This is a genomic window from Massilia solisilvae (genome assembly GCF_024753215.1).
Lineage (GTDB): Bacteria > Pseudomonadota > Gammaproteobacteria > Burkholderiales > Burkholderiaceae_D > Telluria > Telluria solisilvae.
The window spans coordinates 276,451-300,304 of record NZ_JANUGV010000001.1; the positions used below are offsets into that span (position 1 = coordinate 276,451).

The window sequence follows — 23,854 nt, forward strand, 5'->3', positions numbered from 1 at the left end:
ACTGATTGAACGAGTCAGGAGACCATGAACTCTGCAAATCCATATCCTTACATTGAACAGATAAGAGCAGCGTGAGAATTGTCAAACGGCAATGGAACGAAGTGCGTGACGAAGCGACTTTTTGCGACTAGTAGGGTCGTCGACGTGACGATCTATTTTTGCCAGCGCGGTCGGGTTGACCACGATTGAGGCAGCAGGGGGAAGGAGGGAAATGGTAGAAATGAAACTGTTCTTGCTTCCGGTCAAGGTTGCAACCCCGACATGCACAAATGCGGCACGGGCGTACTAGGTAAAAATTGGACCAATGCACGCGTAAGTGTGTTTTCGTGCAGTGGGGTTTCCGTGAGATTTGGAAACGGTCTTCTTTTACGTCTTGGAAGGTAGAGACTTATGGACGTGACAAATGAACTGCTGAGAGTCACGGATGGGCTATCTCCGCAGGTCCAGTTTTTGCTAACAGTTGGGCTAGCGGTAGTGGCGCTGTACTTTTCCGCTTGTTTCGGCGAGAGCCTTGGTAAAGCCCTTTTCTATTTTAACCACTAAAGAATGACGGAGCATGTTATGCAAGAACTAAACTACGACGAAATCGAAGCTGTCAATGGTGGTTCCGTCTTGCTCATCCTGGCCGGGATCGCCATCGGAGCGGCGGTTGGTGTTGGTATATACAATGGCTATAAGGATGCCGAAAACGCGGCAAAACAGAAGAAGTGATCGATGTCTTCCCAAAAGGAAAGGAAAGTCAAAATGAACGAAACTATCACCATTAGTGATCGCGGTCACTTTGTGCCGATGGCATTGTTGACTGACGAAGAAGTCAGCTATGTTTCTGGAGGGAACCCGATGCTTGTCGCGGCCGCAGCGGCCGCGGCAGCATTCGGTGCATTAAATGCTGCCGAGGCTTTCGGAGAGAAGATCGGCAAGGCGATTTACAGCGCGACACACTGACGTATAGCACCTCTCTAGCCTGAGAGGTGCATTTACGATCGGTTAATTTCAATGAGGGTTGGAAAGGCTTCGGCTACCACCTAATAACGGGCGGAGGGAATTTTTAGAGCAAATTCCTTCCAAAGACAACTCAAAGATGCCCCCGTGTTTGAAAAAATTATTGATCTATGGACTGTTTTTTCGAACACGAAGACCACTATCCGCCTTTGACGTTGGTTCGGTGCTGATAGCCTGAGTCGTCGAGAACGCATCCTGCAGCGATGCGGTCCTGCCGGTGTCGATGGCGGCATAGCCGGGCAGGGCATCGACCATGGCGTGGTACATGCTGTCCTGTAGCAGCGCCACCAGCTGGCGCATCAGCGGTTCGGCCAGCGCGTCGGTGCGCAGCGCAAAGAAGTAGCGCTCGCGCGCCAATGGAATGAAGTCGAGCCCGAAGCGCGCCGCGGCCGGGCGCACTCCCAGCCCCACGTCGCCCATGCCGCTGGCAATGTATGCGGCCACCGCCGAGTGCGTGAACTCGGCGCTGTTGTACCCGTTGATGCTGTCGGGCGCGATGCCGGCATCGTCCAGCATCATCTCCAGCAGCATGCGCGTGCCCGAGCCCGACTGCCGGTTCACGAAGCGCACCCCGTCGCGCGCCAGGTCGGCCAGCCCCTGCACGCCCAGCGGGTTGCCGCGCGCGACCATCAGGCCCTGCTCGCGGTGCGCGATGTGCACCAGCGTGTGCTGCTCCGGGTCGAGCCAGCGCAGGTAGTGCGCCAGCGTGGGCGCTTCGAATTTGCCTTCCGGGGTGTGAAAGCCCGCCAGGTCGCATTCGCGCCGGGCCAGCGCGGCCAGCGCGTCCGAGCAGGTGCGGTAGCGCAGCTCCACCGGTACTTCGATGCGGTTCAGGTAGCCGGTCAGCGCGGCCACCGCGAAACCGTGGCTGGCGTCCATGCGCAGCGTGCGCAGCCCTCCTTGCGTCAGCCTGGACAGCTCGCTTTCCAGTTCGGACGCCAGGCTCTCCAGCGTCGGCGACAGGCGCGCGGCGATGCGGTGATCGGCCCACACCAGCTTTTGCGACAGTGGCGTGAGCGTCGTGCCGCGCCCACGGCCGCTGTCGATCAGCTTTTCGCCAAACAGCCGCTCTGCCTCGCGCAGCAGTCCCCAGGCATAGCGGTACGATAACCCGACCGCCTTGGCCGCATGCGCGATCGAGCCGCTGTCGTGAATCCACAGCAGCAGTCCAAGCAGCGCCGCCGTGTCGAGCGGGGGCTCGGAATGGAAGCTGATCTCCCAGTGCGGACGGATGTGGACTCTGAGCATATGCACAAAATAGCTTATTTTTTGTTGATATGCATCATGCTACCCTGCCGGGAAATAAAAAAAGTTGTATCAAATATATGTTCTTTAGAGCATATTTGGGTGTAAATATAACAACAAGGAGGAGACATGGCATTACTCGACATGCTGGACAAAGACCGGACCATCGCCGGCCCCATGTTCAACCGCTGGCTCGTGCCCCCCGCGGCGCTGGCCATCCACCTGTGCATCGGCATGGCCTACGGTTTTTCGGTGTTCTGGCTGCCGCTGTCCAAGGCGATCGGCATCAAGGAGCCGGTCGCCTGTCCGGCCGACATGAGCTTCATGGCCGAGATCTTCAGCACCACCTGCGACTGGAAGATCTCGATGCTGGGCTGGATGTTCACGCTGTTCTTCGTGTTCCTGGGCCTGTCCACGGCGCTGTTCGGCGGCTGGCTCGAGCATGCCGGCCCGCGCAAGGCCGGCGTGGTGTCGGCGCTGTGCTGGTGCGGCGGCCTGGTGATCTCGGCGCTGGGCATCTACCTGCACCAGATCTGGCTGATGTGGGTCGGCTCGGGCGTCATCGGCGGCATCGGCCTGGGGCTGGGCTACATCTCGCCGGTCTCCACGCTCATCAAATGGTTCCCCGACCGGCGCGGCATGGCCACCGGCATGGCGATCATGGGCTTTGGCGGCGGCGCCATGATCGGCGCGCCGCTCGCGGACAAGCTGATGAAGTACTTCGCCACGCCCACCTCGGTTGGGGTGTGGGAGACCTTCCTGGCGCTGGCCGCGATCTACTTCGCGTTCATGATGGCCGGCGCGCTGGCCTACCGCGTGCCCGCCGCCGGCTGGACACCGAAGGGCTGGACCGCATCGGCTGCCAAATCGTCGAACAAGATGATCACCAACCGCCACGTGCACGTGAACCGCGTGTGGAGCATTCCGCAGTTCTGGCTGGTGTGGGGCGTGCTGTTCCTGAACGTCTCGGCCGGCATCGGCATCCTCGCGATGGCTTCGCCCTTGCTGCAGGAAGTCTTCGGCGGGCGCCTGATCGGCGTGAACCTGTCCTACAACGAGCTGGATGCGGCGCAGAAGGGCCAGATCGCGGCGATTGCCGCCGGCTTCACGGGCCTGCTGTCGCTGTTTAACATCGGCGGACGCTTCGTGTGGGCCTCGTGCTCGGACTACATCGGGCGCAAGGCCACCTACTTCGTGTTCCTGGTGCTCGGGCTGGTGCTGTACGCGTCGATTCCGTCGCTGGCGCACTCGGGACAGCTGGCCTTGTTCGTTGGCTTTTTCTGCATCATCCTGTCGATGTACGGCGGCGGCTTTTCGACCGTGCCGGCCTATCTTGCCGACCTGTTCGGCACGCAGATGGTGGGCGCGATCCACGGCCGCCTGCTGACCGCATGGGCCGCGGCCGGCGTGTTGGGGCCGAGCCTGGTCAACTACGTGCGCGAATACCAGATCGCACACGGCGTGGCCAAGGCCGAGGCGTACGACCTCGCCATGTACATGCTGGCAGGGCTGATTCTGCTGGGGCTGGCCTGCAATGCGCTGGTGCGCCCGCTGGCGGACAAGTACTTCATGACCGAGGAAGAGCTGGCCACCGAGAAGCGCCTGGCGCACGAGCGCGACGTGGCCGCGTCCAGCGGCACCGGCAGCGGCGTGGTCGCTACCGGCGGCAGCAACCCGGCCATTGCAACCTTTGCGTGGCTGGCGGTCGGCCTGCCGATCCTGTACGGCGTGTGGGTGACGCTGCAGAAGGCGGCGGTGCTGTTCAAGTAACTGGCCGTGTTCAGGCTGGCTGGACGCGTGGGCGGGACACCCGCCCACCCTACGTGACGCGAACGGTAGGGTGGGCAGATTCTGCCAACGCGTTCAACGAACCTTCGCAAGCCGCAATAATCAGAATCACATCAGGGACTGTCAACATGAACCACCCCGTCATCCCGATCGCCGCGCAGGACCCGTCGCGCCAGCGCAAGCGCGAGGCGCCGCGTGGGCGCCGGGTCGATCCCCAAGCCCTGCAGGAGGTGCGCGCGCTGCTGGGCGATGGCGCGCGCCGGCGCGACCTGCTGATCGAGCACCTGCACAAGATCCAGGACCGCTTCGGCTGCATCGCCAGCCACCACATCGCCGCGCTGGCGCAGGAAATGCGCCTGGCGCAGACCGAGGTGTACGAGGTGGCGACCTTCTATCACCATTTCGACGTGGTCCGCGAGGGCGAGGCCGCGCCGGCGGCGCTGACGGTGCGCGTGTGCAGCGGCCTGTCGTGCGAGATGGCGGGGGCGGCGCAGCTGATCGAGCGCCTGCCTGCCATCCTTGGCCGCGAGGTGCGCGTGCTCGCCGCGCCCTGCATCGGCCGCTGCGAACAGGCGCCGGCGGCGGTGGTGGGCCAGAACCCCGTGCCCAACGCGACCGAAGAGGCGGTCGCCACGGCAGTCGCGCTGCGCAGCACCACGCACCAGCCGGCTGGCTACATCGGCTACCAGGAATACAAGGAACAGTCAGGCTATGCGATGCTGCGCGCGTGCGCGGGCGGGGCGCGCGACCCCGAGCAGGTGATCGCCTCGCTGGAAAGCTCGCACCTGCGCGGCCTGGGCGGCGCCGGCTTTCCGACCGGGCGCAAGTGGCGCATCGTGCGCGGCGAGCCGGGCCCGCGCCTCATGGCGATCAATATCGACGAGGGGGAGCCGGGCACCTTCAAGGACCGCGTGTACCTGGAGCGCGACCCGCACCGCTTCCTCGAAGGCGCGCTGATCGCGGCCTGGGCCGTGGGCATCGAGTCCATCTACATCTACCTGCGCGACGAATACCACGGCTGCCGCGCGCTGCTGGAACAGGAGCTCGCCAGGCTGCAAGCAAACCCGCCGGTGGCGAACATGCCGCGCATCGAGCTGCGGCGCGGCGCCGGCGCCTACATCTGCGGCGAAGAGTCGGCGATGATCGAATCGATCGAAGGCAAGCGCGGCATGCCGCGCCTGCGCCCGCCCTACGTGGCCCAGGTGGGGCTGTTCGGCAGGCCCACGCTGCAGCACAATTTCGAGACGTTGCACTGGATCCGCGACATCCTGGAGCACGGCGCCGACTGGTTCGCCAGCCACGGCCGCAACGGGCGGCGCGGCCTGCGTTCGTTCTCCGTATCGGGCCGGGTGCGCGAGCCGGGCGTCAAGCTGGCCCCGGCCGGCATCAGCGTGCGCGAACTGATCGACGAATACTGCGGCGGCATGCTGGAGGGGCACAGCTTCTATGCCTACCTGCCGGGCGGCGCCTCGGGCGGCATCCTGCCCGCGTCGCTGGGCGATGTGCCGCTCGACTTCGACACCCTGCAGCCCTATGGCTGCTTCATCGGCTCGGCCGCGATCGTGATCCTGTCCGACCGCGACAGCGCGGTGGCGGCGGCGCGTAATACGCTGCGCTTCTTCAAGGACGAATCCTGCGGCCAGTGCACGCCCTGCCGCGCCGGCACCGCCAAGGCGCTCGCACTCATCGAGCAGCCGCACTGGGACACCGCCTTGCTGGCCGAGCTGTCGCAGGTGATGCGCGACGCGTCGATCTGCGGGCTGGGCCAGGCGGCGCCGAATCCTTTCGACTGCGTCATCAAGTACTTCACGCAGGAGCTGGCATGAACCCGATCAACCGAACCGTGCGCTTTTCGATTAACGGCCGCGAGGTCGAGGCGCTGGAGCACGAAACCCTGATCGAGGTGGCAGGGCGCGAGCTCATCGAGATTCCGCGCCTGTGCTACAAGGAAGGCATGGCGGCGGTGGGCAACTGCCGCTCGTGCATGGTGGAGATCGACGGCGAGCGCGTGCTCGCGCCATCGTGCTGTCGCCACCCGTCGCAAGGCATGAAGGTGACCACCGACAGCGCGCGTGCCGTGGCCGCGCAAAAGCTGGTCTTGGAACTGCTGCTGTCCGACATGCCCGAGGCCGAGTACACGCGCCACAACGAGCTGGACGAGTGGGCAGACAAGCTTGGCGTTGGCGAATCGCGCTTTGCGCGCACGCGGCGCGAGAGCACGCCCGACCTGTCCAATCCCGCGATCGCGGTCAACCTCGACGCCTGCATCCAGTGCACCCGCTGCGTGCGCGCCTGCCGCGACGTGCAGGTGAACGACGTCATCGGCTACGCCTTCCGCGGCCAGGATGCGTTGCCGGTGTTCGACCAGGGCGACCCGATGGGCGCGTCCACCTGCGTGACCTGCGGCGAATGCGTGCAGGCCTGCCCGACCGGCGCCTTGATGCCGGCGCGCGGGGTGGCGCTGAACATCCCGGACAAGCAGGTCGATTCGGTGTGCCCGTACTGCGGGGTGGGCTGCCAGCTGACCTACAACATCAAGGACAACAAGATCCTGTATGTGGAGGGCCGCGACGGCCCCGCCAACCACGGCCGCCTGTGCGTGAAAGGCCGCTTCGGCTTCGACTACGCGAACCACCCGCACCGCCTGACGCGCCCGCTGATCCGGCGCGAGGGTGTGCCCAAGACCGGCGACTTCACGATCGACCCCGAGCGCGTGCTCGAGGTGTTCCGCGAAGCGACGTGGGAAGAGGCGCTGGCGCTGGCCGGGGGCAAACTGAAGCAGATCCGCGATACCCTCGGCCCGCGGGCGCTGGCCGGCTTTGGCTCGGCCAAGGGCAGCAACGAGGAAGCCTACCTGTTCCAGAAGCTGGTGCGCACCGGCTTTGGCAGCAACAATGTGGACCACTGCACGCGCCTGTGCCACGCCTCGTCGGTGGCGGCGCTGCTGGAAGGGATCGGCTCGGGCGCCGTGTCCAACCCGGTGATGGACGTGACGAAGGCCGAAGTGGTGATCGTCATCGGCGCCAACCCGACCGTGAACCACCCGGTTGCGGCCACGTGGATGAAGAACGCGATCCGCGCGGGGACGAAGCTCATCGTGTGCGATCCGCGCCGGCCCGAGCTCGCGCGCCACGCGCACCGCTTCCTGCAGTTCAAGCCCGATACCGACGTCGCGCTGCTCAACGCCATGATGCACGTGATCGTGACCGAGGGGTTGGTCAACCAGGACTTCATCGACAGCCGCACCATCGGCTTTGAGGAGTTGGCGAAAAACGTCGAGGGCTACAGCCCCGAGCTGATGGCGCCGATCTGCGGCATCGACGCCGAGACCATCCGTTACGTCGCGCGCCTGTACGCGACCTCGAAGGCGTCGATGATCCTGTGGGGCATGGGCGTGTCGCAGCACGTGCACGGCACCGACAATGCGCGCTGCCTGATCGCGCTGGCGCTGATGACCGGGCAGGTGGGCCGCCCCGGCACCGGCCTGCACCCGCTGCGTGGCCAGAACAACGTGCAGGGCGCGTCCGACGCCGGCCTGATCCCGATGATGTACCCGGACTACCAGCGCGTGGACAACCCGCAAGCCCAAGCCAGGTTCGAACAGGCCTGGGGCGTCAAGCTCGATCCCAGGCCGGGCCTGACGGTGGTCGAGATCATGGACGCGATCGACCGCGGCGAGATCCGCGGCATGTACATCATGGGCGAGAACCCGGCCATGTCCGACCCCGACGCCAACCACGCGCGCGCCGCGCTGGCCGCGCTCGACCACCTGGTGGTGCAGGACATCTTCCTGACCGAGACCGCCAACCTGGCCGACGTGATCCTGCCCGCCACCGCCTTCCCCGAGAAGACCGGCACCTTCACCAACACCGACCGCCTGGTCCAGCTGGGCCGCCAGGCCATCGACCCGCCGGGCGAAGCGAAGCAGGACCTGTGGATCATCCAGCAAATGGCGCGCCGCATCGGGCTGGACTGGCGCTACGGCCACGTGTCCGAGGTGTTCGACGAGATGCGCCACACGATGAACAGCATCGGCGGCATCACCTGGGACCGGCTGGAGCGCGAGGGCGCCGTGACCTACCCGTGCCAGCACGAGGGCGACCCCGGCCAGGCCGTGGTGTTCACCGAGGTGTTCCCGCGCGAGGGCGGCCGTGCGCGCTTCGTCCCGGCCGACATCATCCCGGCCAACGAGCGTCCCGACGCCGACTACCCGATGGTCCTGATCACCGGCCGCCAGCTCGAGCACTGGCACACCGGCAGCATGACCCGCCGCACCGCGGTGCTGGACGCGCTCGAACCCGATCCGGTGGCGCTGGTGCACCCGCTCGACCTGGAGAAGATGGGCGTGAAGCCGGGTGAGGTGATCACCATCGAATCGCGCCGCGGCCAGGTGGCGCTGTACGCGCGCGCCGACGACAGCTCGCCGGTGGGCGCGATCTTCGTCCCGTTCTGCTACTACGAGGCGGCGATCAACCGCCTGACCAATGCGGCACTCGATCCGTACGGAAAGATTCCCGAATTCAAGTATTGCGCGATCCGGGCACGGCGCGGCGGGGAGGTCGCACCGCAGGGCAGCTTCGGTGGCGGCCGAGTTTTGGAGGGCATGGCACAATAGACAACATGAAACCACGCTATCGCCCGCTGCTGTCGAACGCGCGCGCCACCCTCACGCACGAGGTGCTGGCGATCGACGAGCGCGGCCGCAGCTCCACCATCTCGATCCCGGCCGAGCGTCCGCTCACCGTGTACGTGGACAAGCGCGAGCTGGTCACCCTGATGACGCTCGGCGGCGCGCCCGAGGCGCTCACGCTCGGCTATCTGCGCAACCAGCGCCTGGTGCGTTCGATCGACGAGGTGGTGTCGGTGCAGGTGGACTGGTCGGTCGATGCGGTGGCGGTCGTCACCCGTAACGGCATCGCCGACGTCGAGGAGCGCACCGCGAAAAAGGTGGTCACCACCGGCTGCGGGCAGGGCTCGGTGTTCGGCGGGCTGATGGACGAGGTCGACCAGATCGCGCTGCCGCGTAACGCGCGCCTGCCGCAGTCGGTCGTGTACCGCATCGTCGAGACGATCCGTACCCAGCAGTCGGTGTACAAGCAGGCCGGCTCGGTGCACGGCTGCGCGCTGTTTTCGGGCAGCGGCGAGCTCCTGTACTTCATCGAGGACGTGGGCCGCCACAACGCGGTGGACGCCATCGCCGGCCTGATGTGGCTGGAGGGCCTCGCGGGCGAGGACAAGGTCTTCTACACCACCGGGCGACTGACCTCGGAAATGGTGATCAAGGGCGCGCAGATGGGCATTCCGTTTCTGCTGTCGCGCTCGGGCACCACGCAGATGGGGCACATGGTGGCGCAAAAGGTCGGCATGTCGCTGCTGGCGCGCTGCACCGGCAAGCACTTCTTGCTGCTGGCCGGGCACGAGCGGCTGGTGTTCGAGCCCGACCTGCTTGAAGCAGCGGCGCGGCTGGCGTAATGGGACTGCTGGACGCCACGCTCGGCGCCTTCGTGCTGCTCTTCACCGGTGACGCCGCGCTGTGGAACATCATCTGGGTGTCGCTGAAAACCAGCGTGCTGGGGCTGCTGCTGGCCACGCCGCCGGCGGTGGCGATCGGCTACGGCATCGCCATGCACCGCTTCCCGGGCCGGCGCATCGCCATCTGGCTGGCGCAGGCCGCGCTGTCGCTGCCGACGGTGCTGGTTGGGCTGCTGCTGTACCTGCTGCTGTCGCGCCATGGCGTGCTCGGCCCCCTGCAGTGGCTGTTCACGCAGCCCGGCATCGTGCTGGGCCAGTTCGTGATCGCGCTGCCGGTGCTGCTGGCCTTTTCGCTGGCCGCGGTGCAGGCGGCCGACCCGCGCTATGCGGAGACCGCGATCACGCTCGGCGCCTCGCGCTGGCGCGTGATGGCCACGCTGCTGTACGAGGTGCGCTTCGGCGTGATGGCGGCGGTGATCAGCGGCTTCGGCCGCGTGATCTCGGAAGTCGGCTGCGCGCTCATGGTTGGCGGGAACATCGAAAACCAGACGCGCACCATCACCACGGCCATTGCGCTGGAAACCAGCAAGGGCGAATTCGCGCAGGGGATTGCGCTTGGCATCGTGCTGATTGCGATTGCGCTTTTGATGAACGGCGCGCTGATGCTGTTGCAGGGTGAGGCGCACATGGCGCGGGGCCAGGTATGAGCGCGCTGCTGACTATCCGGGGCCTGCACAAGCGCTATGGCGAGCGTCAGCTGTTCAACCTCGACACGCTCACCCTCGATGCGGCCTGCGCCTACGTCCTCACGGGCGTGAACGGCGCCGGCAAGAGCACGCTGCTGCGCATTCTGGCGGGGCTGGAACGGGGCGATTGCGACAGCTTCGAGTTCGACGGCAAGCAGCTGCGGCTGCACCCGTATCCGCCCGAGCTGCGTTGCGACATCGTGTACGTGCACCAGCATCCGATCATGTTCTCGACCTCGGTCGCAGAGAATATTGCGTTCGGCTTGCGCGCGCGCGGCATGCACGGCGCGGCGCTGGCGCAGGCAGTCGATCGCGCGATCGCGTGGGCCGGCATGGAACATGCGCGTGACACCGATCCCGCGCGGCTGTCGGGCGGCGAAAAGCAGCGCGTGGCGCTGGCGCGCGCCAAGGTGCTGCGGCCGCGCGTGCTGCTGCTGGACGAGCCCACCGCCAACCTGGACGGGCCGGCGCGCGAGCAGGTGATCGCGCTGATCCCGACCCTGCTCGAGGCGGGGACCACCGTGGTGATGGCCTGCCACGACCGCGACCTGATCGGGCTGCCCGGCGTGCGGCGCCTGAAGCTGCGCGACGGGCATATCGAATACCGACCACAAAAAGGAGAACACGATGAAGCGCCGTAAACTCTTTGCCGTGCTGCTGTGCGCCACCCTCGCGAGCCCGCTCGCGCTGGCGCAGAACGTCATACGCATGTCCACCACCACCAGCACCGAAAACTCGGGCCTGCTCAAGTGGCTGCTGCCGGCGTTCGAGGCCAGGACCGGCGCCAAGGTCAGCGTGATCGCGGTCGGCACCGGCAAGGCGCTCGAACTGGGCAAGAACGGCGACGTGGACGTGTGCCTGGTCCACGCGCGCAAGCTGGAAGACCAGTTTGTGGCCGAAGGCTGGGGCGTCGGCCGGCGCGACGTGATGTACAACGACTTCATCGTGGCCGGGCCGACCTCCGACCCGGCCCACGTCAAAGGCATGAAGGACGTGATCGCCGCGTTCAGGCAGATCGCCGCGACCAACGCGAAGTTCATCTCGCGCGGCGACAACTCCGGCACGGACGTCATGGAGAAGAACTACTGGAAGGAAGCGGGCACCAAGCCGGCGGGCGCGAACTACGTGTCGGCGGGCCTGGGCATGGGCGAGGTGCTCAACATGGCGGCCGAGATGAAGGCCTACACGCTGACCGACCGCGCCACCTACGGCGCGTACAAGGCCAGGACGGGGCTGGCGATCCTGGTCGAAGGCGACAAGCGCATGTACAACCCGTACGGGATCATTGCGGTCAATCCCGACAAGCACAAGGGCGTCAACTACAAAGGCGCAAAGCTGCTGATCGAGTGGATCACCTCGCCGGAGGGGCAGGCGCGGATCGCGTCGTTCAAGCCCGATGGCGAACAGCTTTTTTTCCCGTCCGCGCACCAATAGCCGTGTCGCTTTCGTAGGGTGGGCGGGTCTCCCGCCCACGCGTTCAAGGTACGCGGGCTTTACCTGAACGCGTGGGCAGGAGACCTGCCCACCCTACGCCCGAACACGTGTAATATCCCGTCACCGACAGGGATAAGGAACAGAAGTGAACGTACTGATTTTCGGGGCCACCGGCATGGTCGGCCAGGGCGTGCTGCGCGAGTGCCTGGCCGCGCCCGACGTGGCCATGGTCAAGACCATCGGCCGCACGCCGACCGGCCAGCGCAACCTGAAGCTGCGTGAGCTGGTGCATGGCGAGATGTGGAACTACGAGGGCATCGACGAAGAGCTTTCCGGTTTCGACGCCTGCTTCTTCTGCATCGGCGTGAGCTCGGCCGGCATGAGCGAAGAGAAGTACACCCACCTGACCTGCGACCTGACCCTGAACGCCGCGCGCAAGCTGGCCGCGCTCAATCCGCAGATGGTGTTCGTGTACGTCTCCGGCGTGGGCGCGGACAGCAGCGAAAAGAGCAGCGTGATGTGGGAGCGCGTGCGCGGCAGGACCGAGAACGCCCTGCTGGCGCTGCCGTTCCGGTCGGTGTACATCTTCCGCCCCGGGATGATCCAGCCGCTGGACGGCATCAAATCGAAGACGCCGGCCTACCGCATCTTCTACACGCTGGCCAGGCCGATCCTGCCGCTGTTGCGCGCCGCCTTGCCGACGCAGATCCTCACCACCGCGCAGATGGGGCGGGCCATGCTCAATGCGGTGCGCCGCGGCGCTGCCAGCCGCGTGCTTGGCGCGCCCGAGATCAGCGCGCTGAGCCGGCCGGCGCAGCCCTGAGCGACATGCAGGCGGGCGATCGCCGCATGCATATGTTGCGACCGCCTCGGGAAAGCTCCATACTTCCCCGGACTTTTCACAGACCAGTCCGAAAGGAATCCCCGTGTTCTCTCCCAAGAAGAAAATCTGCTCGCTGATCGGCGCGCTTTCCCTGGCTGCCGTGGCGCTGCCGGCCTTCGCTGCCGAACCAGCCTGGGTGGCGAAGAGCAATGCCAATGCCAGGCTGCTGCTCAACGTGATCGCCAAGTATTCGCCGGAAGACGCAAGCCAGTACGGCATCGACGGCTTGGACGAGCAGATCGTCGACCTGTCGCACGACCAGTACGCGGCGCAGATGAAAGATCTGCGCACCGCCATCGCGGAGCTGGAAAAGCGGCGCAAGGGCGAGACCGACCCGAAGGTGCTGCAAGACCTGGACATCCTGGTCACCCGCGCCCAGGACCAGATGCGCTCGATCACGCTGAACCGCAAGTACTTCATGCCTTTCACCGACGCGACCGCGATGATTTATGGCGTGGTGCAGGCCACGCTCGATCCGCGCATCCCGAAGGCACGCCAGCAGGCACTGCTCGTCCGTCTGGAAAAATATGCGGGCATGGCGAAGGGCTACCGTCCGGTGACCGAGCTGGCCAACGAACGCTTGCAGGAACGGCTGAAGGCCAACAAGAACCTGCTGGGACCGTACAAGGGAGAAGTGGAGCAGGACATCAACAATGGCCCGGCCCTGATCGCCGGCATGAAGGAACTGCTCGCCAAGAGCGAGCTGAAAGGCTGGGAGCCCGTGTTTGCGAAGCTGGAGCAGCAACTCACCGCATACAACGAGCAGATCAAAACGCAGATCCTGCCGCGCGCCCGCTCGGACCACCGGCTGCCGCCGGAGATCTACGCCGACAACCTGCACAACTTCGGCGTGGACATCACCCCGCAGGAGATGATGGCCAAGGCACTGACCTCGTTTGCCGAGATCCGCAACCAGATGAACATCACGGCTGGCCTGATTGCGCGTGAGCGCGGCCTGCCCAAGGCGGACTACCTGTCGGTCATGGCCGAACTGAAGAAAGCGCAGATCCCGGCCGACCAGGTGATGCCGCTGTACACCGAGCGCCTGGCGCAGATCGAAAGCGCGGTACGCGAACAGCACATCGTGACCCTGCCCACGCGTAAAGCCGTGATCCGCCTGGCCAGCGCGGCCGAAAATGCGCAGCAACCAGCGCCGCACATGAACCCGCCGCGCCTGATCGGCAATACCGGCGAGTACGGCGAATTCGTCCTGACCACCGGCATGGCGCCGGACGCCAGCGGCAAGTCGCTCACCTTCGACGATTTCACGCACCAGGCGGGCACCTGGTCGCTCACCGCGCACGAGGCGCGTCCGGGACACGAGCTGCAGTTCGCGAAGATGCTGGAAAGCGGCGTGTCCACGGCGCGCGCGCTGTTCGCCTTCAACAGCGTGAACGTGGAGGGCTGGGCGCTCTACGCGGAAGCGGAAATGCAGCCGTACGAGCCGCTCGACGGCCAGCTGTTCGCGCTGCAGGCGCGCATGCAGCGCGCGGCGCGCGCCTTCCTCGACCCGATGGTCAACCTGGGGCAGATCACGCCGGAGCGCGTGAAGTCGTTCCTGATGGAGGACGTTGGCCTGTCGGAGGGCATGGCGACGCAGGAAATGCAGCGCTACACCTTCCGCGCGCCCGGTCAGGCGACCTCGTACTTCTATGGCTATCAGCGGCTGATGGAAACGCGGCAAGCGGCTGAAGTCGCGCTCGGGAAGAAGTTCAACCGCCAGGCCTTCAACGACTTCGTGCTGGCGCAGGGCCTGGTGCCGCCGGCGCTGTTGCGCAAGGCGGTCATGGAGGAGTTCGTGCCGGCGCAGGCCAAACTGTAAGGGCTGTTTTCACGTAGCGTGGAACGTCAAGGCGTTCCCACGCTGGCCGCGCAACCGGAGTTACCACGCATCGACCAAATACCACACCGCGTCGTCCCGGCGCAAGCCGGGACCCATGCTGAGCCTCCTGCCCAGCGGCCTGACGGAAAATGCGCGACGACGCGAGCGGGTTATGGGTTCCGGCCTTCGCCGGAACGACGGTGCTAAGTCAACAAAATTATTGCGGACAGGGCAGCGCTTTCAGCCGCACCCAGTCAGCGCGCCAGCCCTTCCAGCAGCTCGCTGATCGCCGGCTCCAGCGTTTCGTAGGGCACGGCGCCGCGTACCGGCACCGCCTCCTGCCACGGCGCGTCGGCGGTGCGCAGCATCATGACCGGCACGCCGCTGATGCCGAGCGAGTGCGCGAGCTGCTCGTCATCCAGCACCTGGGCGGTGTAGCGGTTGTGCTCGAACGCGTCGCGCAACGCGAGCGCATCGAGCCCGTTTTCGCCCGCGATCGCGCACAGCACGTCCGTGTCGCCGATGTCACGGCCCTGTTCGAAGAACGCCCTGAACAGCGCCTCGTGCATGGGGCCGAAGCGGCCGTGCGCGTCCGCGAACAGGGCTGCTTCCAGCGCCTTGCGGCTGCGCGGCTGCACCGGCGGCAGCTTGAGCTGCATGCCGCGCTGGGCCGCCATGGGGTACACCGACTGCGCCCACGTCGTGTTCAGGTATTCCCCGTTGGGGTCGAGCGTGGGGTTCGGTTCGGGCCGCAGCTCGAACGCGCGCCACACCACCTGCAGCCGGTCGGCAAAGCGCGCCTCGAGACGACGGATGGCCGGCAGTTCAAGGTAGCAGAACGGGCAGACGTAATCGCTCCACACGTCGATGCGGATGTCGGGTGAGGCGTTCATGCGCTGATGATACCCACGCCGTGCTCACATCCGCGCACGCCTGGCGTGCCATGCCGCGCTAGCGACCTTCGCCCAGCCAGGCATGCAGGTTCTGCATCTGTTTCAGTTCGCCGGACTTGCTGCTCGCGCGCGCAGCACGCAGGTAGCCCGGCAGGGTCCGGGTCGCCAGCCGCCACCACCTGGCCATATGCCAGCCCCAGAGTAAGCCCGCGCTTTCGCGTTTCGAATATTCCGTCGCAATCGCGGACCTGGGCGGGAAAATCTTGTGCCACGCCAGCTTTGCGAGCTGCGCTCCCGTCGGGGCGGCGGACATTTGTCCCGCAAAGTTGAAGAAGCGGCGGTTGGAAACATCTTGCAGCATGAGTGCGGCAGCGACCGGCCACTGGGCGCTTGCGGTGGCACAGGCCTGTTCCTCGCCCGGCGGCCAGGCGATCGGCTGCTCGCCCCAGTAGCGTTCGACAAGCTTGAGCGCAAGAATGCAGCCCCGGGTGTAGTCACCTTCGTTCGCCAGCGTCCAGAACAGGGGCCAGTCGATCGGCTGGCTGGCCATCAGGAACGCGAGGTCGCTCAGCAGCAACGGACCGTTGTTGAATTTGTGATCCAGCACCGCGTGCACGATCAGGTGCAGCAGCAGGTCGGTGGGCGATTCGAAGGTGATCGTATCGCCAGCGACCGGGACCGCAATGCACCGGTCCCAGAACTGGTCGGTATCGGCAGGATCGGGTTGGCCATCCTTCAATAGCTCCGGTTCGAAGAGGCGGGCATGCAGTTCCACCGAAATCCGACCGGACGCGGTGCGCAAGGCCGGCAGGTGCTTGACCGTTTCCAGCGCGGTCGCCGGGTCGCCCTGATAAGCCGGATGGCGCGTCAGCCCGTTGTCGAGCAGGATCTCGTATGCGCGCAGGGCTTGCGCGCGGGGGACGAGGATGTCGATGTCGCGCAACGGGCGCAGCTGTGGTTCCGTGTAGGCGAGCAAGGCCAGGTAAGAACCCTTGAGCGCGGCAAAAGGAATGCCGGCCTGGCGCAGCATCCGGCTGATCAGCATCAGCTGGCGCTGCAGTACCAGCGAGCGCATCGCCTGCTGCTTGGCAACGCGGGCGAGCTGCTCCAGGACCGCGACCGGTAGCGGCAGCTTGCGGCGTTTCGCCTGCCAGTGGAGCAGCGCGCCCACCCGGTGCTGGCGTGTCATTTCGAGCAACGACGACCAGTCCCGCTGATCGAGCGAGCGCAGCAATGCAAGGTCGATCGGCCGCACGGGCGAGAGCAGGTCCAGGAGCAGCGATTGAAGCTGGAACGGTTGGGAAATCATGACAGATTCGGTTGTAGCGGACGCACTTCGGTCCAGGTACCGCTGGCCAGGACGCACCCCTGGCCCAGAACGATCACCTGGTCGGCATGTTCGAGGGTGGCCAGCCGGTGGCCAATGAGCACCACGGTGAGCTCGCCGTGCAGGTTTTCGATCGCCTTGCGCACCCGCATTTCGTTGTCGATGTCCAGTGCGCTGGTGGCCTCGTCCAGGATCAGGAGGCTTGGTTTGCAGAGCAGCGCGCGGGCCAGCCCCAGGCGCTGGCGCTCGCCGCCGGAGAGCAGCACTCCGCCGTCGCCCACCAGGGTATCGAGTCCCTGCGGCAGGTCCAGGACAAACCCGGCGGCCGCGTGTTCCAGCGCAATGGCCAGTTCGGCGTCCGTGGCATCGGGCCGCGCCCACAACAGGTTCTCCCGGATCGTGGCATGGAACAGATAGGTTTCTTGCGGCACGTAGGCGACCTGCGCGCGCCAGGCCTGGCGCAGGCTGCCGCGAATTTCTTCGCCACCGACCCGCAGCTTGCCGCTGTCCGGTGCCAGCAGTCCCATGAGGATATCGGCCAGCGTGCTCTTGCCGGCCCCGGACGCGCCGACGATGGCGGTCGTGGTGCGCGCCCGGAACGCGGCAGAGACGCTGGCGAGCGCCGGCCGCTCGCGCCCGTCGTACGAGACCGTCACCGCGTCCAGTTCAATGTCGCTTGACACGGGCCAGTTCGGGCGCGCCGCCGCCGTGGGCTCGGCATGCCGGGTGCACTCGGCCAGCAGGCGCTCGGACTCCTCCAGCGCCGGGAGCGCGTGCAGCACCTGGTGCAGCTGTTGATGGGCAGCCATCAGCAGCGGGATCAGCCGGCTGAAGATGAATACCAGCGTCACCAGGACGGGTACCGGGGTATGCCAGAAGCCCAGTCCGAAATAGAGGTAGGCGGCCAGCAGCGCCGCGCCCGCGGCCTGGAACAGCGCCTGCCCCAGCGCGCTGCTGGCGCTGAAACGGTGCTGCTGAATGCGCAGGGTGGCCATGTGGCGGGCGAACGCGGCCTCGTGCTGGCCCTCGGCACGCAGTATCTTGGCCAGCTTGATTCCGCCCAGGCTTTCCTGCACGGTGCGTTGCATCGCGCGGTTGGCCTTGCCCAGTTCACGGCCCAGCTGCAATGCCTTGCCGCGCTGCCCGGCGAGCAGGGCAAACACGGCAAGCCCCCCGGCGAGAGCGGCCACTGTCAGGCTCCACGACAACGCCAGCGCAACCGCCAGGTGCGCCGCCATCGCCACCGTGTTTGCCAACAAGGCCAGGCCGAAATGCAAGCCGGTGCCGACCCGGCTCGCGTCGGTGAGCAACAGGTTGGCCTGGTCGGCCTGCCGGGTCGAGGACAGCCAGCGCCACTCGCTGTTGAGCAGGGCATGGAAGCACTGCTGGCGCAACTGGTCCACCAGGCCGTGCTGCAGGCTGGTCGCCAGGCGTTCGCGGCCATACTGGAGCGCGGCGCGCAACGACACCAGCGCGACAAAACCCGCCAGCAGCACGCCGGCAGTCAGGGGAAGGTGCAGCAAGTCCAGCACGGACGTGAGCTTGCGCTCGATGCCGTTGGAACGGGCAGCGCCGCCCCCGAGCAGGTTCAAGAGCGGCACCAGCAGCATGAAACCGGCGCCCTCGGTCAGCGCGCCCAGGATCATCAGCGCCAGCAGCGTGCCGACGCGCGATGCGGGCGCGCGCCCGAGCACGCGGCTGGCGGCGCGTACCGGGTTCATGGCCGGAGCGCGGGTTCGGACGCGAACGCGCCCACGATGGTGTACCTGCCGAAGCTGGAGCCGCCTGAAACGGCAACCGGGCCGGACGCAACCCAGGCGTGTGCCTTCATGCCGTCGCTGTCGCGCTTGAGCCCGAAATACATGGCGCAGGGCACGCGATGGGTGGCAAGCAACAAGCGCGCAGTCAGCGCCTGGGCAAAGCAGTTCGAATCCCACGGCGTGTACCGTGCTGCCAAGCGGATCGTACGGCCGACCTGGCGCGCGCGTTCGCACTGGCGTGCACTGACCAGTGGCACGGATGTCGCCACGCCAAGCGGGTGGCCCAACAAGCGCGCCAGCCGCGGAAACGAGAGTGTCAGGATCAGCGCCCTGGATACGCCCAGCAGCACCCATGAGGGCGTCAACCACAGCTGGGTAAACAGCGGCAGGCGCGCAAAGCTGCGACCCTTGCGGACGAGGGCGGGCAGCATCGGTCAGGCCGGGATGACCAGGCCGTTATCGAGCAGATCTTTGGTGAACGCCGCCAGATCGGCCGAGCAGGTTGCCCGGTCGACGTTGAATTCGGCGCAGATGCGGGTGACGAGGTCGCTGACGGTGGCTGGCTCGGCAAGCAGTTCCCAGATGCGCGAGCCGACCGTGTTCAGCCCAAAATATTCGCCGCGCGCGATGCTCATCATGACGGTTTCGCCATCCATGTCGGCGGCGACAAGGTCCGGGTTGCGGACCAGTTTGGCAGTGGTGGATTCAACAGACATGGCAAAACCCGGGATGGCGGAACAATGTGTCAGTGTGCGCTGAACGCGCTGTCGCTAAAATGAATGTCCGCCAATGTGCGGCTGTGGCCGTGGTTCGGCTTAGCTGATGGTGGTCATGTCAGGCGCACCGCCATGGCTTCCCAGCTCAGTTTCCTGGGCAATGTCGATGCGAACCAGGCGCGGCGCGACATAGTTCGATGGTTGGGCCGTTTCGGTGGCGGACAGCTCGTTGCGCTCGACTTGATTCATGAATTGCCTCCAAGAAATTAAAAAGAGTGGGTTACCCGAAAGTAGACTTTACACGAATGACTTCGCCGGCGTAAACAATGGTTTCCCATTTTCAACCCGATCTAACAGATTTTGTGGCGGCCGCACCGCACTGGCCGCATCCCAGTTTTCGACGTAGCGCATGAAGCCGGTCGCCGCGATGGTCCGCTGCAGTTGCATGTCCAGCGCGCCGCGTTCCTTTGCCTCGTCGGCGCTGGGCCAGCAAGCGAGCGCCTGCTCGATCGGGGCCAGGTCCACATACTCGCCGACGCGGCTGGATCGTGCAGCCTCCTCGACCAGCGACCTCATCCGTGGCACCTCCGGGGTCAGGGTCTCGTACCAGTCGGCGCACTGCAAGCCTTTGGTGCGCGCCTGCGTGATTTCGGGCGGCAGGACCTCGTGCATGGCGCGCCTGAGCAGCCAGCGATCCTGGCCGTGATGCCCGAATTGTCGTTCCGGGACCGACAGGAGGAACTCAACCAGGCGCAGGTCGGCAGTCGGGTCGCGCCATTCGAGGCCATCCCAGTTCGCCGCCGCGTAATACTCACCCGGATCCTGGCGCATCAGGACGTGGATGCGCATCTGTTGGCCCGGCAGGCGCCTGACGTGCACGCCGGCGGAAGGGTGGGACGCGGACATGCGTGCGACGAAGCGCGGATGGACCGGCGAGCCGGTGGTATTGCCCGGGCGGCGGCGTGCTGCCTGCAGCGCATTCCAGACAGGCTGGGGCAGCATGGGGCCAAATGAACTCCTGAGCAAATGGCCCCAACTGGCGCCATTTCGCCGGAAGCCGCGCAGCTCGTGCAGCCACTGCCCCAGATCGCCACTGCGCAGCAAGCTGTAGAGGAAGCGAAAGCCGCTGTACGAAATGGTCATGTTGCCTTTTTGCCCGGTCAGCAGCACTTTTGCGCCTTGCTGCACGGCATGCTCGTTGATCGCGGTCACCCATACGAGGTTCATCAGGTTCATGGGAGCGCGGTCCAGCCGGGCGACCATGGGGTCGAGCAGATCGAGCGGCGAGACGCGATCGGTGTTGACGAGGAAGTGTCGAATGTTGGGGAAGCGTTTCGAGAGCGCAGTGGCCCCCGCGCGTTCGTCCGCATGGCGCCCGCTGGCGAGCGCGGCGCCGAAACCGGGGCGCGGTATGGACGTGTACGAGAGCAAATCCTGGCCGCGCCCGTCCAGCAGCCGGGCGGCAACCGCCGTCACGGTGGAACTGTCGAAGCCCGAGCTCAGGTGCGAGGCCACCTTTCCCGCCGAGCGCAGCGCACGGGCAACCGCGCGGTCGAGGTGTTCGCGGAACGCGTCGACATAGTCCTGATCGCTCGGCAGCCGCAGCATCTTCAGGTTGTCGAAACGGTGGTAGGGCGTGCTGCGCAGGCCGGTGCCATCCAGCGTGACCACATGGCCGGGCTGGACTCGCGCGATATCTTTGAAAAACGATCCCGGTCCGGATGGCGGGACCATCGCCAGATCTTCGTACAGCCGGGTTTCGCCCGGCGCGCAGGGCACCCCCGGAATGGCCAGCAGTGCCTTGGGCATGGTCGCGAACGCGAAAAAGCCGTCTTGCCGGTGCCAGAACAGCGGACGCCTGCCCAGCGGACTGCGCGCCAGCCACAGGCGCGCGCGCGCAGGCTGCCACATCGCGATGGCGAAGTCGCCCAGCATGCGCGGCAGCGCCGCGGTATCCCAGCGCAAGCACGCAAGCAGGGCCAGTTGGCTGTCCGCCATGCTGGCGATGTCGGCCGCGGTCAGGCCGAGCGCCGCGGCCAGTTCTTCGCGGTTGTCCAGGCGTCCGTCAAACAGCAGGGCGCACTGGTTGGCGCCGTCGAGCAGTGGCTGGGCGTCGTGGCGGTCTTCGGGCGTGATCAGCAACAGCGTGCGCAGCAGGCCGGCGTTGCCGACAATCCGGGCAGCCTGGGCGTCACGCCCGTACGGCGTGAGCATTTCCTGCATGCGATGCAGCGTCGCCCGGTCCACCGGGCGGCCGTCGAAGTGGACGATTCCAGCGATAGCAGTCATACGGTTGCGGTCGCCTCAGATGGGGTTGCCGGCAGCGTCGAGGTAGCCGAAGCGTCGCATGACGGCCCGGTGGTCGGCGACGATGCGCTCGACCTGGGCGTCGGTCAGGCGGTCGCGCCAGGTGCCGGACTTGCCTGAGAGGAAGAAGCGCGTTGACTCTGGCGGACGTTCGCGAAAGCCGCCGCGTGTCTCTTGCGCGGCCAGCACCTTGAAATCGCTGAAGCGAACCGACTTTTCGATCCGGGCGGGATCGTCGGGCAGATGCAGGAACCGTGCGGCACGCGTGAACGTATCGATCGGATCGTCCAGCATGTCCTCGTAGCGGATGACAAGCAGGTTCAGGTCCGGCGCGTCAACCCAGCTTTCCACGTGTTGCGACCAGCTCAGCAAGCGCTGCCGTACTTGACTGTCGAGCCTGCGCTTGCGGGCGGCGAGGGCGAACTCCGGGTCGCCCATGCGCGCGATTGCGTGGTCGATGGACTTGCCCAGGTGGTTGGCGAACGACGGCGCCACATCCAGCGGGTTGCGTAAAATGTAGAGCGCGCCCAGCGTGCCGGCGCGGCCCACCAGCGGCTCGGCGTCCACCGTGTGGATGAACGCGTCATGGATCTTGTGGTAGGTCGGCGCTGGCTGGCGGCTGGACCAGTCGTAGACGGCCGGCCGCACGCGCTCGGTTTCGTCGTGGCCGAGGTCGGCCGTATCGAAGCCCAGCACCGCGTCGAGCCAGGCGCGGCTGCTCGCAATTCCCGAGCCGAGGCTGTCGATGTCGACCGGGGTGTCGCCGTCGGCCTGCAGGTTGGTCAGGAACGAGCGAAACCAGGTGTTGCCCGACTTCGGATACGACGCTAGCCAGTAGATGCCGCTCATGGTCAGGGATTGGCCGCCATGTCGGCGATCAGTTTGTCGACCAGTCCGTCAAGCTGGAACCCCTTGCGCGGCCGGGTCACCTGGGTCACCCGCGCCTGGGCGGCGAGCTGGCTGCACAGCCTGAAATGCTCGGCCTTGAACGACATCCCTTCCAGGAATTTCACCCGATAGGTGTTGTTCTGCAGCGGCAGGAAACGCTTCATGCCGCCAATCGGTTCCAGCCTGATGTCGTCGTGGTTGTCGTTGCCCAGCACGTAGATCCAGCGCAGCGGAAGCGCCGGCGGTTCGGCGGCGTGCGCCAACGGAAAGTTGAATTTCTCGATGTGCGGGCGGATCCTGTCCAGGCGCGTGCTGTCGATTCCCAGGTGCCCGGTCACGTCATGCCACAGTTTCACGCGCGGGAATCCGGGCAGCACCAGGCCGTCGCGGTTGAGTGGCACCACGTCGTCGGCGAGCACTTCGTAGCCGCGTTGCGCAAAGCCGGCTGCCAGCGTGGACTTGCCTGCGCCGGACGGGCCGACGCAGACCATTACCTGGTCGCCGATGCGGATGGCGTTTCCGTGCAAGACCATGTGGCCGCGCTGGAACAGCATGGCGCCAAACGCCGATCCCAGCAGGAACAGGCGCACGCTTTCGTCGTCGATGCCGCTCTCGCGCTCGATCGTGATCGAGCGTCCTTGCTCGACGAGGAAGCGGGCCACGCCGGGCACCTGCAGGCAGAATGCATCCGAGTCCACCCACAGGTAGGGACCCAGGCGCTTGGCTTGCGGCAACCCGTTCGCGGGCACGGCGCCAAAGCGGATCGCCAGGTCCGGGCAGTCGGTCGGCCCGGCTGCCCTCAGTTCGGGCATTGGCAGTTCGCTGGCAATGCGCAGTGTATAAGCGGTGTAGTAAAACATGCGGTAGTCTTGATTCAGGCTGTCTGGAGCGATACGGGGACGGTGCCTTGCGCGACAAGCCGGGCCACAACGGCATCGGCGCACTCGTCGACGCTGCGCCGTGCCGTGTCGAGCACGAGTTCGGGATTGTCGGGCTCTTCGTAGGGCGATGTGATGCCGGTGAAATCGGCGATTTCGCCGGCACGCGCGCGCCGGTACAAGCCCTTGACGTCGCGCCGCTCGCACACGGCCAGCGGAGACTTGCAGTAAATCTCGACGAAATCTCCGTCCGGCGCCAGGGCGCGGGCACGCTGCCGGTCCTCCTTCAGCGGCGAAATGAAAGCGCACAGCACGATCACGCCCGCATCGAGGAACAAGCGCGCGGCCTCGCCGACGCGCCGGATGTTCTCGTGGCGGTCCGCCAGCGAAAAGCCAAGGTCGCCACACAGGCCGCTACGCACGTTGTCGCCGTCCAGCAGGAAGGTGCGGCAACCCAGCGCGTGCAGCCTTGCCTCGACGGCGTTGGCCAGCGTCGATTTGCCGGCGCCGGACAGGCCGGTCAGCCACAGCACCGCCCCGCGGTGGCGCTGCAGGCGCTCGCGGTCAAGCCGGGAGACGGCGCTGTCTTGCCGTGTAACGTTGGTGGAAACCAAGGAAGGATCGAGTTAGCGAAAGAACGCCATCTTAACCGAGAAATTGCTGCGAGGACTCTACTGCTACTTCCAAACAACA

The 23,854-nt window shown here is 65.9% G+C and carries 22 protein-coding genes; 11 read left to right on the forward strand and 11 right to left on the reverse strand.

What is annotated here, in order from left to right:
- The first annotated feature begins 561 nt into the window (after nt 1-561).
- Together NX773_RS01195 and NX773_RS01200 are read left to right on the forward strand one after the other, a co-directional pair.
- Entirely contained in the window at nt 562-711 is a 150-nt protein-coding gene (locus NX773_RS01195; RefSeq protein ID WP_258854581.1) for a class IIb bacteriocin, lactobin A/cerein 7B family, read from the forward strand.
- Between the two features lie 33 nt (nt 712-744).
- Nucleotides 745-945, forward strand: coding sequence for a hypothetical protein (locus NX773_RS01200; RefSeq protein WP_258854582.1), 201 nt, complete (start codon nt 745-747; stop codon nt 943-945).
- Nucleotides 946-1,110: 165 nt separating this feature from the next.
- On the opposite strand, the gene NX773_RS01205 is transcribed toward NX773_RS01200, so the two are convergent.
- A complete protein-coding gene (locus NX773_RS01205; RefSeq protein ID WP_258854583.1) occupies nt 1,111-2,250 on the reverse strand; it encodes a substrate-binding domain-containing protein in 1,140 nt (379 codons plus the stop codon).
- Nucleotides 2,251-2,376: 126 nt separating this feature from the next.
- Here NX773_RS01205 and NX773_RS01210 point away from each other — a divergent pair, with 126 nt between their 5' ends.
- The 9 genes from NX773_RS01210 (at nt 2,377) to NX773_RS01250 (ending at nt 14,392) form a co-directional block, all read left to right on the forward strand.
- Nucleotides 2,377-4,017 (forward strand): OFA family MFS transporter, encoded by a 1,641-nt coding sequence (locus tag NX773_RS01210; protein ID WP_258854584.1) that lies wholly within the window; start codon nt 2,377-2,379, stop codon nt 4,015-4,017.
- A 146-nt stretch (nt 4,018-4,163) separates the two neighbouring features.
- Nucleotides 4,164-5,861 carry an NAD(P)H-dependent oxidoreductase subunit E gene (locus NX773_RS01215; protein WP_258854585.1) on the forward strand — a complete coding sequence of 566 codons (1,698 nt, stop codon included), beginning with the start codon at nt 4,164-4,166 and terminating at the stop codon, nt 5,859-5,861.
- Complete coding sequence (gene fdhF, locus NX773_RS01220) at nt 5,858-8,650, forward strand: formate dehydrogenase subunit alpha (RefSeq protein ID WP_258854586.1); 2,793 nt, start codon at nt 5,858-5,860, stop codon at nt 8,648-8,650. The genes NX773_RS01215 and fdhF overlap by 4 nt, the downstream gene beginning before the upstream one ends.
- Before the next feature lie 5 nt (nt 8,651-8,655).
- Nucleotides 8,656-9,507: a formate dehydrogenase accessory sulfurtransferase FdhD gene (locus NX773_RS01225; protein WP_258854587.1), complete on the forward strand. Its 852-nt coding sequence runs from the start codon at nt 8,656-8,658 to the stop codon at nt 9,505-9,507.
- Nucleotides 9,507-10,214 (forward strand): ABC transporter permease, encoded by a 708-nt coding sequence (locus NX773_RS01230; RefSeq protein WP_258821395.1) that lies wholly within the window; start codon nt 9,507-9,509, stop codon nt 10,212-10,214. The genes NX773_RS01225 and NX773_RS01230 overlap by 1 nt, the downstream gene beginning before the upstream one ends.
- On the forward strand, nt 10,211-10,894 hold the full coding sequence (locus tag NX773_RS01235; RefSeq protein ID WP_258854588.1) for an energy-coupling factor ABC transporter ATP-binding protein: 684 nt from the start codon (nt 10,211-10,213) through the stop codon (nt 10,892-10,894). Before NX773_RS01230 ends, NX773_RS01235 begins: the two co-directional genes overlap by 4 nt.
- Complete coding sequence (locus NX773_RS01240; protein ID WP_258854589.1) at nt 10,881-11,687, forward strand: ABC transporter substrate-binding protein; 807 nt, start codon at nt 10,881-10,883, stop codon at nt 11,685-11,687. Before NX773_RS01235 ends, NX773_RS01240 begins: the two co-directional genes overlap by 14 nt.
- Before the next feature lie 145 nt (nt 11,688-11,832).
- Complete coding sequence (locus NX773_RS01245) at nt 11,833-12,510, forward strand: NAD-dependent epimerase/dehydratase family protein (RefSeq protein ID WP_258854590.1); 678 nt, start codon at nt 11,833-11,835, stop codon at nt 12,508-12,510.
- A gap of 103 nt (nt 12,511-12,613) precedes the next feature.
- Nucleotides 12,614-14,392: a DUF885 domain-containing protein gene (locus NX773_RS01250; protein ID WP_258854591.1), complete on the forward strand. Its 1,779-nt coding sequence runs from the start codon at nt 12,614-12,616 to the stop codon at nt 14,390-14,392.
- 254 nt (nt 14,393-14,646) lie between these two features.
- Here the strand turns inward: NX773_RS01250 and NX773_RS01255 are convergent, their stop codons facing one another.
- The 10 genes from NX773_RS01255 to cysC all read right to left on the reverse strand — a co-directional run bounded on the left by NX773_RS01255 (nt 14,647) and on the right by cysC (nt 23,775).
- Nucleotides 14,647-15,285 carry a DsbA family oxidoreductase gene (locus NX773_RS01255; protein WP_258854592.1) on the reverse strand — a complete coding sequence of 213 codons (639 nt, stop codon included), beginning with the start codon at nt 15,283-15,285 and terminating at the stop codon, nt 14,647-14,649.
- A gap of 58 nt (nt 15,286-15,343) precedes the next feature.
- Complete coding sequence (locus NX773_RS01260; protein ID WP_258854593.1) at nt 15,344-16,594, reverse strand: nucleotidyltransferase domain-containing protein; 1,251 nt, start codon at nt 16,592-16,594, stop codon at nt 15,344-15,346.
- Nucleotides 16,591-18,333, reverse strand: coding sequence for an ABC transporter ATP-binding protein (locus tag NX773_RS01265; protein ID WP_258854594.1), 1,743 nt, complete (start codon nt 18,331-18,333; stop codon nt 16,591-16,593). The genes NX773_RS01260 and NX773_RS01265 overlap by 4 nt, the downstream gene beginning before the upstream one ends.
- Complete coding sequence (locus tag NX773_RS01270) at nt 18,330-18,803, reverse strand: lasso peptide biosynthesis B2 protein (RefSeq protein WP_258854595.1); 474 nt, start codon at nt 18,801-18,803, stop codon at nt 18,330-18,332. The genes NX773_RS01265 and NX773_RS01270 overlap by 4 nt, the downstream gene beginning before the upstream one ends.
- Before the next feature lie 3 nt (nt 18,804-18,806).
- Nucleotides 18,807-19,088: a lasso peptide biosynthesis PqqD family chaperone gene (locus NX773_RS01275; RefSeq protein ID WP_258854596.1), complete on the reverse strand. Its 282-nt coding sequence runs from the start codon at nt 19,086-19,088 to the stop codon at nt 18,807-18,809.
- A gap of 99 nt (nt 19,089-19,187) precedes the next feature.
- Complete coding sequence (locus NX773_RS01280) at nt 19,188-19,337, reverse strand: hypothetical protein (protein ID WP_258854597.1); 150 nt, start codon at nt 19,335-19,337, stop codon at nt 19,188-19,190.
- A gap of 48 nt (nt 19,338-19,385) precedes the next feature.
- The gene (locus tag NX773_RS01285; RefSeq protein ID WP_502572672.1) at nt 19,386-21,377 is read right to left on the reverse strand and encodes an asparagine synthetase B family protein; all 1,992 of its coding nucleotides are present in this window, start codon (nt 21,375-21,377) and stop codon (nt 19,386-19,388) included.
- Between the two features lie 15 nt (nt 21,378-21,392).
- Nucleotides 21,393-22,244, reverse strand: coding sequence for a sulfotransferase domain-containing protein (locus NX773_RS01290; protein ID WP_258854599.1), 852 nt, complete (start codon nt 22,242-22,244; stop codon nt 21,393-21,395).
- Nucleotides 22,245-22,246: 2 nt separating this feature from the next.
- Entirely contained in the window at nt 22,247-23,143 is an 897-nt protein-coding gene (locus NX773_RS01295; protein WP_258854600.1) for a hypothetical protein, read from the reverse strand.
- A 14-nt stretch (nt 23,144-23,157) separates the two neighbouring features.
- Nucleotides 23,158-23,775: an adenylyl-sulfate kinase gene (gene cysC / locus NX773_RS01300; protein ID WP_258854601.1), complete on the reverse strand. Its 618-nt coding sequence runs from the start codon at nt 23,773-23,775 to the stop codon at nt 23,158-23,160.
- Nucleotides 23,776-23,854: the final 79 nt, after the last annotated feature.

Bases quoted from the DNA above. Each gene is read 5' to 3' on its own strand.
- NX773_RS01270 (WP_258854595.1), bottom strand. From the start codon at position 18,803: ATGCTGCCCGCCCTCGTCCGCAAGGGTCGCAGCTTTGCGCGCCTGCCG.
- NX773_RS01205 (WP_258854583.1), bottom strand. From the start codon at position 2,250: ATGCTCAGAGTCCACATCCGTCCGCACTGGGAGATCAGCTTCCATTCC.
- NX773_RS01195 (WP_258854581.1), top strand. From the start codon at position 562: ATGCAAGAACTAAACTACGACGAAATCGAAGCTGTCAATGGTGGTTCC.
- NX773_RS01295 (WP_258854600.1), bottom strand. From the start codon at position 23,143: ATGTTTTACTACACCGCTTATACACTGCGCATTGCCAGCGAACTGCCA.
- NX773_RS01265 (WP_258854594.1), bottom strand. From the start codon at position 18,333: ATGAACCCGGTACGCGCCGCCAGCCGCGTGCTCGGGCGCGCGCCCGCA.
- NX773_RS01240 (WP_258854589.1), top strand. From the start codon at position 10,881: ATGAAGCGCCGTAAACTCTTTGCCGTGCTGCTGTGCGCCACCCTCGCG.
- NX773_RS01280 (WP_258854597.1), bottom strand. From the start codon at position 19,337: ATGAATCAAGTCGAGCGCAACGAGCTGTCCGCCACCGAAACGGCCCAA.
- NX773_RS01275 (WP_258854596.1), bottom strand. From the start codon at position 19,088: ATGTCTGTTGAATCCACCACTGCCAAACTGGTCCGCAACCCGGACCTT.
- NX773_RS01215 (WP_258854585.1), top strand. From the start codon at position 4,164: ATGAACCACCCCGTCATCCCGATCGCCGCGCAGGACCCGTCGCGCCAG.
- NX773_RS01235 (WP_258854588.1), top strand. From the start codon at position 10,211: ATGAGCGCGCTGCTGACTATCCGGGGCCTGCACAAGCGCTATGGCGAG.
- NX773_RS01225 (WP_258854587.1), top strand. From the start codon at position 8,656: ATGAAACCACGCTATCGCCCGCTGCTGTCGAACGCGCGCGCCACCCTC.
- NX773_RS01285 (WP_502572672.1), bottom strand. From the start codon at position 21,377: ATGACTGCTATCGCTGGAATCGTCCACTTCGACGGCCGCCCGGTGGAC.
- fdhF (WP_258854586.1), top strand. From the start codon at position 5,858: ATGAACCCGATCAACCGAACCGTGCGCTTTTCGATTAACGGCCGCGAG.
- NX773_RS01210 (WP_258854584.1), top strand. From the start codon at position 2,377: ATGGCATTACTCGACATGCTGGACAAAGACCGGACCATCGCCGGCCCC.
- NX773_RS01260 (WP_258854593.1), bottom strand. From the start codon at position 16,594: ATGATTTCCCAACCGTTCCAGCTTCAATCGCTGCTCCTGGACCTGCTC.
- NX773_RS01230 (WP_258821395.1), top strand. From the start codon at position 9,507: ATGGGACTGCTGGACGCCACGCTCGGCGCCTTCGTGCTGCTCTTCACC.
- NX773_RS01255 (WP_258854592.1), bottom strand. From the start codon at position 15,285: ATGAACGCCTCACCCGACATCCGCATCGACGTGTGGAGCGATTACGTC.
- NX773_RS01200 (WP_258854582.1), top strand. From the start codon at position 745: ATGAACGAAACTATCACCATTAGTGATCGCGGTCACTTTGTGCCGATG.
- NX773_RS01290 (WP_258854599.1), bottom strand. From the start codon at position 22,244: ATGAGCGGCATCTACTGGCTAGCGTCGTATCCGAAGTCGGGCAACACC.